The following is a 12,432-nucleotide window of genomic DNA, read 5'->3' as shown; positions in this document are numbered from 1 at the left end:
AACAGCCTAACCGCGTTAGTCTGGCGTGCACAGAGGCAACTTTCCGAATCTCAACCGCCGTTGCGCTGGCTCAGGCAGGCTGAGACTTTACGCAGTAACGGCGGCAGGTCATCTTTTTGCATCACCACTTCAATAAACGACAGCCTGTGCTGTTGTTTAAGTAGCGTCATCAGTGCCTGCAACTGCAAGGTTTCACTGATGCGCCAGCTCTGCGCCTGACATTGCAAACTCATTGCCTGCGGCAGCGCTGTCCAGTTCCATTGCGCGATATCATTATAACGTTGAGCGGCACCATGAATCGCCCGCTCTACAGTATAGCCTTCATTATTGAGGAGAAAAATAATGGGATGCTGTTGATCCCGCAGCATGGAACCTAACTCCTGAATGGTCAACTGGGCCGAACCGTCGCCAATAATCAGGATAACGCGCTGAGCAGGCTGGGCAGTTTGCGCACCGAACGCGGCGGGTAAAGTATAGCCGATAGAGCCCCAGAGCGGCTGTACCAAAAGCTGCGCACCGACGGGCAACCGCAGCGACGCGGCACCAAAAGCCGCCGTCCCCTGATCGGCCAGAATAATATCACCCGGCTGCAGGAACGCCTGCATCGCCTGCCAAAAAGCAGACTGACTGATGATAGCTGCATCCGGAACCGGCTCTGGGGCCGACGGCGGACAGGCGGCCTGCCAGTCGGCACCATGTCGTTCAAACACCGGCAGTAACGCGCTTAGCGCATCCGCCATCGTCAGGGGCGCGAACGTTTGCCCGCCCACGCTGGCGCTGTGCGGCTGGATGTCAATAAGCCGTGCCGCGCTGAATTGCTGGGTAAAACCGGCCGTAATCGTGTCGGTAAAGCGTACGCCAGCGCAAATCGTCACGTCCGCGTTTTCAATTTGCTGGCGCACCTCACCTTCACTCCCTTCTCCCGCATAGGTACCGACAAAACCCGGTTGCTGTTCATCCAGCACACCTTTACCCATCAACAAGGTGGCACAGGGAAACGCGCGTCCCGCCCGCAAGGCTGCCAGAGCCGGCTGCTGCTGCCAGCGCTGCGCCAGAAAATCGGCGAGCAGCGATACACGCTTCGCAGGTGCCAGCAACCGCTCTGCCGCCTGCTGAAACGCGATGCGCACCTCATGAGGTGAAGCGGTAGGGCGCATTAGCGGCTGCTCAGGCGCTGAGGTTTGCCGCTGGGCCACATCCACCGGCAGCATTAAATAGCCAGGACGGTGCTGCTGAAGCGCGGCCAGGATGACCCGGTCAATTTCAGCCGTGGCATTGTCGGCCGTAAGCTGTGCCGTGGCAGCGCTCACCTCCTGCGCCATGCGGATGAAGTGACCAAAGTCGCCGTCTCCCAGCGTGTGATGCACACAATCCCCCTGCTGCATCGCCTGACTCGAAGGCGCGCCCACAATGTGGATAACGGGCACATACTCGGCAAAGCTGCCCGCCAGACCGTTAATCGCGCTGAGTTCACCCACGCCAAACGTGGTCAGCAGCGCCGCTACGCCGGAGCAACGCGCATAGCCATCGGCTGCATAGGCTGCATTCAGTTCGTTAGCACATCCCACCCAGCTAATGTCCGGATGGGCAATAACACGGTCGAGAAACTGCAGATTGTAGTCGCCCGGCACACCAAATAAATGCCTGACACTGCACTCCTGCAAGCGAGCCAACAGATAATCACCAACCGTAAAATCGGACATAGCGCGTTCCTTTTAGGGGATTGTTCTGATAAGTATCTGACATGGCGTAAATTTGGCGAGAACGGCTGCAGATTTTAGCCAATCTATTGCATGGCAAGCCCGCGTTACGACCGTGTATTATTCCGTGAATATGCGACTTCACGCGGATTAATACTGAGTGTAAGCGTATACACTCCTCCGGTTTTGGCACATTTATTCGTTTTCACTCAGGACCCTTATATGACAGCTTTCCCTCATCCGGACCGATATCAGCATATGCAGTGGCGTCGCAGTGGGCGCAGTGGCCTGAAACTTCCTGCGATTTCACTGGGCCTGTGGCATAACTTTGGTGACAGCACACAGTTGGATGTCAGCCGCCAGCTATTGCGCCACGCTTTCGACTGCGGTATCACGCATTTCGATCTGGCGAATAACTACGGCCCGCCTCCTGGCTCAGCTGAAACGAACTTTGGTCGTATCATGCGTGAAGATTTTCAGGCACACCGCGACGAATTGCTTATTTCGACGAAAGCCGGTTACACCATGTGGGAAGGCCCGTATGGTGACTGGGGTTCGCGCAAATATCTGGTGGCCAGCCTGGATCAGAGTCTGCGCCGAACGGGACTGGAATACGTTGATATCTTTTATCACCACCGTCCCGATCCGGAGACGCCGCTGGAAGAAACCATGCGCGCGCTGGATCATGTCGTACGCCAGGGAAAGGCGCTGTATGCCGCGATTTCAAACTATCCCGCGCAACGGGCGGCTGAAGCGATGGCGATTCTGCGCGATCTGGGTACGCCTTGCCTGATCCATCAGCCTCGCTATTCGTTATTTGAACGCACGCCAGAGCAGGGATTACTTCAGACACTGGATGAACATGGTGCAGGTTGTATCGCGTTCTCACCCCTGGCAGGCGGTGTCCTGACCGATCGCTATCTACAGGGTATTCCGCAGGATTCACGCGTTGCCAGCGGCAGCAAGTTCCTCAACGAAAATCAGCTTACTGATGAAAAAATGGAAAAAGTCCGCAAGCTAAACGCCATTGCTCAACAGCGCGGCCAGAAGCTGGCGCAGATGGCGTTAACGTGGGTGTTACGTGATCCACGCATTACATCAGTGCTGATTGGGGCCAGTAAAACGGCACAAATCGATGATGCAGTACAGATGCTGAATCAGGCTCCTCTCACGGATGACGAGCTTGCCGCCATTGAGTCTGCCCTGCAGTAACATGCGCCGCCTGCTTCGCCGGGCGGCCATCCCGGAATACTCTTAAACCCTGATTTTTCACGGTTTTTCAGACGGTTTCCACAGGTTTCTCAGACGCAATATCGACAGAATAGCGAACCAGCAGCGGAGACACGCTGCCGTCAGGAGAAAATCATGATACGTGGAATTTTACTGGCTGCCTTTGTAGCCATGTTAACGCCGCTGGCAATGCACACCGCTCAGGCCTCAGGGTCATCAATTAATCTTGCGCCGGGCGTATCGCTTCATCTGGGCGATCGCGACCGCCGCGGCTATTACTGGGACGGCAACCGCTGGCGCGAGCCGCGCTGGTTTAACGATCGCTATGCGTATAAAGAGCGTCGCTGGTGGCGACACGAAGCGTGGCGACGTCATCAGCATTGGGAACGCGAACGCCAGTGGCACGCGCGCGACCGGCAACGTCGTTGGGAGCATGAACGACGCCACTGGCACCACGAACGCCGCGCGCACCATCGTTACCCGGAACGCTATCGCTAAAGCGCCTCTGTCGGCCCACGCGTCGGCAAATCACCTGAGGCGATAGCGCTAGAGGTGTTTCACTCTTGCCATAACAAACCCATCCCAGCCCTTTTCACCTACGGTTTGAATGGCTGTGGCCTCCAGACGGGCATCGCTGGAAAGCAGCTCGAAAAACGCACGTACCCCCTGCACGTTGATGTCTGCGGAATCGGCATCGGTTACCGCCCCGCCGCGCACAACGTTGTCGGCGATAATCACGCTGCCAGGACGAGCCAGGGCTAATGCCCAATTCAGGTAAGCGGGATTATTTTTCTTATCCGCGTCGATAAAGATGAGATCAAAGGGTCCCTGCAGGTGAGGCAGTACATCCAGCGCCGCACCGATGCGCAGATCGACGCGTCCAGACAACCCGGCATTGCGGATGTTATCACTGGCAACCTGCGCATGATGGGCGTCGGCTTCAAGGGTGGTGATTTTCCCTTCTTCGCCCAGCGCCTGCGCCATCAGGATGGTGCTGTAACCCCCAAGCGTGCCGATTTCCAGTACGCGTGCTGCGTTTAGCATTTTGATAAACAGTGCAAGCATGTTGCCTTGCAGGGCAGAAACGTCGTGGGCAGGCAGCCCCGCCTGACTGTTGGCAACCAGCGCGGCTTGAGCAAGGCGATCGGTAGGGAGGAGTAACTGAGAAAAATAGTCGTCGACCGCGGCCCATTTTGCGTGGTCTTCTGAAGGATAATCCGGCTTCCGCATCATTTTGCTCCTGAATCATCAAGACAGAAGAAAATATAAACCAATGCGGATAAACCTCAAGACAATATCATTCACACCGAAAACAGACGCCTGCCTGACCGTTTATCAGGCAGGCGCGTTACATTCCCATTGCCTGACCGATTAACAGATAAGCGTTAAGACTCACCACCAGCACCACGATGACGCGCCCCGTATTTTGCATCAGCCGTGAATTGACCAACGCATCGCCCATCAGCTCGCGGTTGCCGGTAAACGCCAGCAGCGGAATGAGTGCCAGTGCGATACCGAAGCTGAGCAGCACCTGACTCATGACTAACACGCGCGTCGGGTCCCAGCCCGCCCAGATCACGAGAAACGAGGGCACCATGGTCACTGCACGTCGTACCCACAGTGGAATATAGAATTTAATAAACCCTTGCATAACCACCTGACCGGCCAGGGTGCCGACCACGGTTGAAGACAGCCCCGCCGCGACCAGGCTTAGGCCAAATACCGTTGCGGCAGCGTGCCCCAGCAGAGGCTGTAGCGTGGTGTAAGCCTGATCGAGTTCGGCAATCCCACTGTGGCCGCTAAAATGGAAGGCGGCAGCGGCCGTGGCCATCATCGCCAGGTTGACAAACCCCGCGATGGTCATGGCAATGGCGACATCCAGTTTGGTTGAGGAATAGCGCTGAGCCTGACTGTCATCGCTTTTCCCCTGGGTTAAGGCGGAATGCAGATAAATCACGTGCGGCATGATGGTGGCTCCCAGTACGCCGGCGGCAAGAAAGACCGCGTCGGTATTGGGCAGTGACGGCAGCGCCATGCCTTTAACCAGTTCACTCACTTTTGGCTGTGAGAAAAACAGCTCCACAATATAAGCCGCCGCCACAAACAGCAGTAGCCCGCCAATCACCAGCTCCAGCGGTTTTTGCCCACGATTTTGCAGCATCAAAATTAGCACGGTGGCCACGCCGGTCAGCACAGCGCCCTGCATCAGAGATATCCCCAATAGCAGTTTGAACCCCAGGGCTGCACCGATGAACTCTGCCAGATCGGTCGCCATGGCAATAATCTCTGCCTGCACCCAATAGAACCACACCGCCGGACGGGGAAAACGATCGCGGATATGTTCAGCCAGGTTTTTACCCGTTGCGATGCCCAGCTTCGCTGACATCAACTGAATAAGCATGGCCATGATGTTGGCCCATACCACCACCCACAGCAGCTGATAACCGTAAGCGGCACCGGCCTGAATATTGGTCGCAAAGTTACCCGGATCGATATAGCCGATAGCGGCGATAAAAGCAGGCCCTAACAGGGCGAGTTTGACTTTTCTGGCTCCGCGAGCGGCGCGCTCGGCGGCACGGCTTTCAAACATAGTGGCTACCCTGTCTTTGTTTTACCTGTGCAGCTTAAGGCGACGCAGGCGCAAGTGAAATTTGGTTTTGGTAATCGCTGTAATAGATAGTGCTATGAAGTATAGCCTTTGCTATACCCTGGGTATGTAAAAACCCTACAACTTAAGGCGCAATTCCGTCACTCTACGTGTTGTGTAAATTACAGACAATAGATTTAAGTGAATATGATGTGAACAATTTGGTTACAGGGCGTGATCGGTGAGAGTTTTCTGAGAAATTTGGCGATATTGAATACTTATATTGTGGTAGAGATCTCGTTTTTCGGTAAGCCGTTACATAGAATACGCAGCAAAATACAATCCTCCTCAAATTTGGAGCAATCATGTCCCATATTTTGCAGTTTCTTTTAGCACTAGTGGTTGTCGGTGTGCTGGCCTTGCTGGTCAGCCACGACAGAAAAAGTATTCGAATTCGCTACATCGTACAGCTTCTGGTCATCGAAATCATTCTGGCATGGTTCTTCCTGAACTCAGAAGCCGGTCTGGGCTTCGTCAAAGGATTTGCCGGTTTCTTCGATCATCTTCTGAAATATGCGGCTCAGGGCACTAATTTCGTCTTTGGCAACATGAATGATAAAGGCCTCGCCTTCTTCTTCCTGAACGTGCTGTGCCCCATTGTCTTCATCTCGGCGCTGATCGGTATTCTTCAGCACTTCCGCATCCTGCCATGGGTGATTCGCGGTATCGGTACTGTGTTGTCCAAGATTAACGGAATGGGCAAACTGGAATCGTTTAACGCCGTAAGCTCTCTGATTTTGGGACAGTCTGAGAACTTTATCGCGTACAAAGATATCCTGGGCAAAATGTCACAACGTCGTATGTACACCATGGCGGCAACCGCGATGTCGACGGTTTCTATGTCTATCGTGGGTGCTTACATGACCATGCTGCAGCCTAAGTATGTGGTCGCGGCGCTGGTGCTGAATATGTTCAGTACCTTTATTGTGCTGTCGCTCATTAACCCTTACCGCGTAGACAGCGAAGAAGATCTGCAGTTGCAGGACCTGCATCAGGGTCAGAGCTTCTTTGAGATGCTGGGCGAATACATTCTTGCTGGTTTCCGCGTCGCCATTATCGTTGCGGCCATGCTGATTGGTTTTATCGCACTGATTTCCGGCCTGAACGCGCTGTTTGACTTCATTTTCGGTGTCACCTTCCAGGGCGTGCTGGGTTATGTCTTCTATCCGTTTGCCTGGGTAATGGGCGTGCCGTCTGGCGAAGCGCTGCAGGTTGGCAGCATCATGGCAACGAAACTGGTTTCCAATGAGTTTGTGGCTATGATGGATCTGCAGAAAGTTGCCGGTCAGCTGTCACCCAATGCAGAAGGCATCCTGTCGGTGTTCCTGGTCTCGTTCGCTAACTTCTCGTCTATCGGTATCGTTGCCGGTGCGATCAAGGGCCTGAACGAAGAGCAAGGTAACGTGGTTTCACGCTTTGGTTTGAAACTGCTGTACGGCTCAACCCTGGTCAGCGTGCTGTCTGCGGCGATTGCAGGCCTGGTACTGGCATTCTGAGTTAGCGCTCTGCAAAACATTAAGGCGAGTCAAATGACTCGCCTTTTTTGTCTTTATCCCGCCTGTTTGCTGGCTTGTGTTCAGACACAATGCTTGATCACGCTTACCACACTCATCAATACTGCCCGACTAGTGGGAGCGCGCCCCGATTATAATCCAGAGCGAATCCCCTCTTTCCATCGGTTATGTTTGTTTAACAGGAGCCATGATGAGTCTGGACCCCGACGGCTATATTCCCACGCTGCCGACAGCTGACATTCAGCCGGCGTTTCAGGCTGTCGTCAACGCAGCCGTGGCCCGTCTGAGCGCTGACTATCGGGATGGCCTGCACAGCATTTATCTTTACGGTAGCGTGGCGTGCGGAAACGCCGTCAAGTGCAGATCGGATTTAGATCTGTGTTTACTCTTCAGCCATCCACTCCGGCAAGAGCAGCAAGACAGACTGTCAGCGTTAAAACAGGCACTGGCGGAAGAGCATCCTGTGGTGAGTAAAGTCGATTTTGATATCGGCACGGTCAATGAGGCACTCGCGCCGGAAAACCGCCTTTCCTGGGGCTACTGGTTAAAGCACCACTGCCGCTGCCTCTATGGCCTGGATCTCTCTGTGTACTTTGAACGTTTCCGCCCGTCCCGCGCGTTGGCACGGGCAATAAACGGTGATGTCGCAGCGGTATTGAGTGGCTATGCCACGTTATTATCCCGCGCCAGCCAGGCTCGTGAGCAGCAGCAATATCAGCGCGCGGCGGCCAGAAAACTGATTCGCTCAACCAATATGTTACGCACAGATAACGATATCGACTGGCCACGCAGCCTGGAGGATCATGTTGTACGATTCGTTGCGCTTTATCCGGAACGTGAAGACGCGATCACCTTCTTTTTAGCAGAGAGCAAGACGCCACAGGCAACTGTTGCGGAATTTACTTCACGCCTTAATGATTTCAGTCGATGGCTGTTGCAGCAATTAGGTTGAACGGGGGCGGAATCCAGGCGTTAAGTGGAATGAGAATGCAACGCAGTGCAGTTGAAAGATGTCAGGAGGCGATAAGCGGGATATATATAACAGATGTGCTTATAAGCAAGCGCTACGAACAAAATGATAATGGCTGAAAAGCCAGAGATTTGGTGGAGATAAGCGGGATCGAACCGCTGACCTCTTGCATGCCATGCAAGCGCTCTCCCAGCTGAGCTATACCCCCACATCTGGAAATCGTTTTTTCAGTGCCAAACTTTTGGGAAGAAGTTTGGTGGAGCTAAGCGGGATCGAACCGCTGACCTCTTGCATGCCATGCAAGCGCTCTCCCAGCTGAGCTATAGCCCCGTACCGAAAAAACCGTCGTGTTAAGCGACGGACGGCATAATATGAAACCCCCCATGGAGTGTCAACGGCAAAATCACATTCTGTGTTTGATCGCTGAAAAAGACGGCAAACTCAGCGTGATGACGGGCGTTTGTTTCTCTCTTGCCCTTGTTAACATCATGAAAGGAGCCTGGGTTTGATGAGTAATTTTTTATCGGCTGCTAGGTTAATACGCGGTTAAATATGTTATAGGAATTATCTTGTCTTCCCTGTAATGTCGTGTAAAACTTAGCCCGCTATGTAATACGGCTGCATGGTTTTCTCCAGCGCACCGTTCTTCAACCAGGCGTTTTCGCTCCAATACTAAAATCAATAGAGAATATATGTCGCTGCATACACCCAAAGAGATCGCCCAACTGGCGATTCAGGCTGGCGTGGCAAAAAGCCATGCCTCCATTAGTTCCTTAATTATTCTTGGCTTCATGGCAGGCGCCTTCATCGCTACAGGCTTCTTGTTGGATGTCCACGTTATCAACTCACTCCCAGCGGGCTGGGGTTCATTTGGCGGCTTTTTAGGTGCTGCGGTGTTCCCGGTCGGTTTAATCCTGACCATTCTGGCCGGTGGCGAGCTGTTAACCGGCAATATGATGACGTTGCCTGTTGCCTGGTTTGCACGCCGCGTAAGTGGCTACAGCGTATTACGTAACTGGTTCTGGGTAACCATTGCGAACTTCCTTGGCAGCATCGCTATCGCCTGGTTCTTTGGGCATATGCTGGCCATGACCGAAGGCGACTACCTGAAAAAGACATTGGCTATTGCTAACGCAAAAGTGCATGCCGATTTCCTGCACGCCTTTATCTCTGGCATCGGCTGTAACTGGCTGGTATGTCTTGCCGTGTGGCTGGCATTCGCCAGTAAAGACGTGGTAGGCAAAATTTTCGCTATGTGGTTCCCGGTTATGGCGTTCGTCGCCATTGGCTTCCAGCACGTTGTCGCGAATATGTTCATCATCCCTGCTGCGATTTTCGCCGGACAGATGAGCTGGGCTGAATATTTCCCCAATTTCGTGGCGGTATTCTTAGGTAACGCCGTTGGCGGTGCCGTCTTCGTTGGTCTGGCTTACTTCCTCGCTTTCCGCCCCGCTGCCGAGCAGCCACGCACCGCGCAATAAACTTTCTTTGCCTTTTGTTGAGAGACAAAAGGCAATTTCGTTTCCAGTTACTTTCACGCGTTACGATTTGCTGTAATATGTATGGCTAATGTATTTAACAGGGACAGCATCGTGAAAAAGGAATGGCTAACTCCGGAAGAACTGGCAATCGAAACGGGCTACAGTCGGCAGACGGTGAACAAATGGATCAAACGCGAGAACTGGACGACCACGCCAAAGCCGGGTGTTCAGGGCGGAAAAGCAAGACTGATTCATATTGATGAACGCGTGAAAAGTTTCATTCAGTCGACGCGCAATCTTAATGAACCCACGGCAAATTACACGCCTCCAGCGAATTCTTTACCTGCGTTATTGATAAGCTCTGTCCAGCAAATGAGTCAGAATGAACAAGATCAGCTTACGGCGTTGATTCTGCGGGAAGGGATTAAAGGTGTACTCGGCCGTCTGGGGATTAGTGAAGAGTAAGAAACCGGAAGCGTAATGCTTCCGGTTTTTTTATTAGTTCTGTGCTTCGCGCTCGGCAATAAAGGCCAGCGCTTTTTCAATACGCGCGACACTGCGGGTGCGACCAATCGCTTCCACCGTGACATCCAGTCCTGGGGACTGACCTGCGCCGGTCACGGCAACGCGCAGTGGCATTCCCACTTTACCCATGCCTACGCCCAGCTCATCCGCGCTCTGCTGAATCGCCTGATGCACGGTTTCGGCATTCCAGTCAGTCAATGCAGCCAGCTTATCGCGAACCACTTCCAGTGGTTGACGTGCAACCGGACGCAGATGCTTTTTCGCGGCATCGGCATCGAATTCTGAAAAGTCCTGATAAAAATAGTGGCATGACGCCGCCATCTCTTTCAGCGTCTTACAGCGCTCACCGAGCAAGGTCACCAGCTTCGCCAGCTCCGGGCCAGTGCGGGTATCAATATTCTGCTGTTCGATGTGCCATTGCAGATGTGTTGCCACATATTCTGGCGGCAGCGCGTTGATGTAGTGATGATTTAACCACTGCAGCTTTTCGGTATTAAAGGCGCTGGCGGACTTACTGACCGCGTCCAGGCTAAACAGCTCTGTCATTTCTTTGACAGAGAAGATTTCCTGATCGCCATGAGACCAGCCCAGACGGACTAAATAGTTAAGCAAGGCTTCTGGCAGATAGCCGTCATCACGGTATTGCATGACGCCTACCGCACCATGTCGCTTAGACAGTTTTTTACCGTCGTCGCCCAGGATCATAGAAACGTGGGCATAAACCGGTACCTGTGCACCGATAGCCTTGAGAATATTGATCTGGCGCGGGGTGTTGTTGATGTGATCTTCACCACGCACAACATGGGTAATGCCCATATCCCAGTCGTCGACCACGACGCAGAAGTTATACGTCGGTGAGCCATCGGTGCGACGGATTATCAGATCGTCAAGCTCCTGATTGCTGAACTCAATCGGGCCACGAATCTGGTCATCAAAAATAACCGATCCCTCTTGTGGATTACGGAAGCGCACCACATGCGGTTCATCATCGGCATGATGTTCATGGCTGTCGCGGCAACGGCCGTCGTAACGCGGTTTTTCACCGTTAGCCATTTGCGTTTCACGCAGCGTTTCCAGACGCTCTCTGGAGCAGTAACATTTATAAGCCGTACCCGCTTCCTGCATTTCATCAATAACGGCGTTATAGCGATCGAAACGTTTAGTCTGGTAATAAGGACCTTCATCCCAATCCAGGCTCAGCCAGTTCATCCCATCCATAATGGCTTCAATGGCTTCCGGTGTTGAACGCTCAAGATCGGTATCTTCAATGCGCAGCACAAACTCGCCCTGATGATGACGGGCAAAGAGCCATGAGTAGAGGGCGGTACGCGCGCCACCTACATGTAAGAAGCCGGTGGGGCTTGGCGCGAAGCGAGTTTTGATTTTCATTCAGTATTGCCTTAAATGCGCAGGTTCGTTGTCTGGATGACAAAAAACAGGTTAGACGCGAAAAGAGTGCGCATATTCTAGCATCTGATGATGAATCCTCAATGCATGCAAGGCAGCTGAGCGCCAGCAAACCCTATATTTCTGCTAAGAAAACCAGCACATTGGATAAAATCGCTACGGGATGTTTAAAATTAAACCGAACGCACAATTATGTTTTAAAAAGCGTTGACTCAAAATCAACTATCCCTATAATGCGACTCCACACAGCGGGGGTGATTAGCTCAGTTGGTAGAGCATCTCCCTTACAAGGAGGGGGTCGGCGGTTCGAACCCGTCATCACCCACCACTCTTAACAAGGTTTAAGATGGCCCGCAGTGTGCAAGAGATAAGATATGGGTGATTAGCTCAGTTGGTAGAGCATCTCCCTTACAAGGAGGGGGTCGGCGGTTCGAACCCGTCATCACCCACCATATCTTAGTCAGATGACACTCTTGTGAAGCAGTACCGAAGTGGGTGATTAGCTCAGTTGGTAGAGCATCTCCCTTACAAGGAGGGGGTCGGCGGTTCGAACCCGTCATCACCCACCACTTCGGGTCGTTAGCTCAGTTGGTAGAGCAGTTGACTTTTAATCAATTGGTCGCAGGTTCGAATCCTGCACGACCCACCAATGTTGAAAGGCGCCCTAAAGGCGCCTTTTTGCTATGCGTAAAACGTGCAGGATGAGAACCTGCTGCAGGTTCGACTGAATCGCAAAGCGGTTCAGGCTGATGCGCCAGCATCACCCGAAGGGCGAGGCCCACCGGGCCGAGGCAATCCTGCACGACCCACCAATGTTGAAAGGCACCCTAAAGGCGCCTTTTTGCTATGCGTAAAACGTGCGGGATGAGAACCTGCTGCAGGTTCGACTGAATCGCAAAGCGGTTCAGGCTGATGCGCCAGCATCACCCGAAGGGCGAGGCCCACCGGGCCGAGGCAA

General features: G+C 53.2%; 10 protein-coding genes, 6 tRNA genes and 1 other RNA gene. 11 read left to right on the top strand and 6 right to left on the bottom strand.

The window, feature by feature from the left end; translation table 11 throughout:
• Positions 1 to 50: 50 nt before the first annotated feature.
• Positions 51 to 1,703, bottom strand: coding sequence for a thiamine pyrophosphate-binding protein (locus tag CMR03_RS24165; RefSeq protein WP_096012882.1), 1,653 nt, complete (start codon positions 1,701 to 1,703; stop codon positions 51 to 53).
• A 219-nt stretch (positions 1,704 to 1,922) separates the two neighbouring features.
• Here CMR03_RS24165 and mgrA point away from each other — a divergent pair, with 219 nt between their 5' ends.
• Positions 1,923 to 2,912, top strand: coding sequence for an L-glyceraldehyde 3-phosphate reductase (mgrA, locus tag CMR03_RS24160; protein WP_096012881.1), 990 nt, complete (start codon positions 1,923 to 1,925; stop codon positions 2,910 to 2,912).
• A 153-nt stretch (positions 2,913 to 3,065) separates the two neighbouring features.
• Positions 3,066 to 3,428, top strand: a complete 363-nt coding sequence (locus tag CMR03_RS24155; RefSeq protein WP_096012880.1) for a DUF2502 domain-containing protein — start codon at positions 3,066 to 3,068, stop codon at positions 3,426 to 3,428.
• A 48-nt stretch (positions 3,429 to 3,476) separates the two neighbouring features.
• Here CMR03_RS24155 and CMR03_RS24150 read toward each other — a convergent pair whose 3' ends face one another.
• Both CMR03_RS24150 and CMR03_RS24145 read right to left on the bottom strand, forming a co-directional pair.
• Positions 3,477 to 4,160, bottom strand: a complete 684-nt coding sequence (locus tag CMR03_RS24150; RefSeq protein WP_096012879.1) for an O-methyltransferase — start codon at positions 4,158 to 4,160, stop codon at positions 3,477 to 3,479.
• Between the two features lie 118 nt (positions 4,161 to 4,278).
• On the bottom strand, positions 4,279 to 5,520 hold the full coding sequence (locus CMR03_RS24145; protein WP_063880450.1) for an Nramp family divalent metal transporter: 1,242 nt from the start codon (positions 5,518 to 5,520) through the stop codon (positions 4,279 to 4,281).
• Positions 5,521 to 5,882: 362 nt separating this feature from the next.
• On the opposite strand from CMR03_RS24145, the gene CMR03_RS24140 reads away from it, so the two are divergent.
• Positions 5,883 to 7,073 carry a NupC/NupG family nucleoside CNT transporter gene (locus CMR03_RS24140; RefSeq protein ID WP_063880451.1) on the top strand — a complete coding sequence of 397 codons (1,191 nt, stop codon included), beginning with the start codon at positions 5,883 to 5,885 and terminating at the stop codon, positions 7,071 to 7,073.
• A gap of 205 nt (positions 7,074 to 7,278) precedes the next feature.
• Positions 7,279 to 8,043 (top strand): nucleotidyltransferase domain-containing protein, encoded by a 765-nt coding sequence (locus CMR03_RS24135; RefSeq protein ID WP_244181422.1) that lies wholly within the window; start codon positions 7,279 to 7,281, stop codon positions 8,041 to 8,043.
• A 150-nt stretch (positions 8,044 to 8,193) separates the two neighbouring features.
• Here CMR03_RS24135 and CMR03_RS24130 read toward each other — a convergent pair.
• Positions 8,194 to 8,269 (bottom strand) — tRNA-Ala (locus CMR03_RS24130).
• A gap of 46 nt (positions 8,270 to 8,315) precedes the next feature.
• A tRNA-Ala gene (locus tag CMR03_RS24125) sits at positions 8,316 to 8,391 on the bottom strand.
• Positions 8,392 to 8,753: 362 nt separating this feature from the next.
• Between CMR03_RS24125 and CMR03_RS24120 the strand changes: the two genes are divergently transcribed.
• Together CMR03_RS24120 and CMR03_RS24115 are read left to right on the top strand one after the other, a co-directional pair.
• Positions 8,754 to 9,542 (top strand): formate/nitrite transporter family protein, encoded by a 789-nt coding sequence (locus CMR03_RS24120; protein WP_096012877.1) that lies wholly within the window; start codon positions 8,754 to 8,756, stop codon positions 9,540 to 9,542.
• Between the two features lie 111 nt (positions 9,543 to 9,653).
• On the top strand, positions 9,654 to 10,007 hold the full coding sequence (locus CMR03_RS24115) for a YfeC-like transcriptional regulator (RefSeq protein WP_063880457.1): 354 nt from the start codon (positions 9,654 to 9,656) through the stop codon (positions 10,005 to 10,007).
• Positions 10,008 to 10,040: 33 nt separating this feature from the next.
• On the opposite strand, the gene gltX is transcribed toward CMR03_RS24115, so the two are convergent.
• Positions 10,041 to 11,456, bottom strand: coding sequence for a glutamate--tRNA ligase (gene gltX, locus CMR03_RS24110; RefSeq protein WP_096012876.1), 1,416 nt, complete (start codon positions 11,454 to 11,456; stop codon positions 10,041 to 10,043).
• A 270-nt stretch (positions 11,457 to 11,726) separates the two neighbouring features.
• Here gltX and CMR03_RS24105 point away from each other — a divergent pair.
• The 5 genes from CMR03_RS24105 to CMR03_RS24085 all read left to right on the top strand — a co-directional run bounded on the left by CMR03_RS24105 (position 11,727) and on the right by CMR03_RS24085 (position 12,286).
• A tRNA-Val gene (locus CMR03_RS24105) sits at positions 11,727 to 11,802 on the top strand.
• Positions 11,803 to 11,850: 48 nt separating this feature from the next.
• A tRNA-Val gene (locus CMR03_RS24100) sits at positions 11,851 to 11,926 on the top strand.
• Positions 11,927 to 11,967: 41 nt separating this feature from the next.
• Positions 11,968 to 12,043, top strand: a tRNA-Val gene (locus CMR03_RS24095).
• 4 nt (positions 12,044 to 12,047) lie between these two features.
• Positions 12,048 to 12,123, top strand: a tRNA-Lys gene (locus CMR03_RS24090).
• Between the two features lie 31 nt (positions 12,124 to 12,154).
• Positions 12,155 to 12,286, top strand: a non-coding RNA gene (locus CMR03_RS24085) — RtT sRNA.
• The last annotated feature ends 146 nt before the right edge of the window (positions 12,287 to 12,432 follow it).

Source organism: Pantoea allii, assembly GCF_002307475.1.
GTDB lineage: Bacteria > Pseudomonadota > Gammaproteobacteria > Enterobacterales > Enterobacteriaceae > Pantoea > Pantoea allii.
Note: the sequence above shows the minus strand (reverse complement) of the source record. Positions and strands in the feature narration are given on the sequence as shown.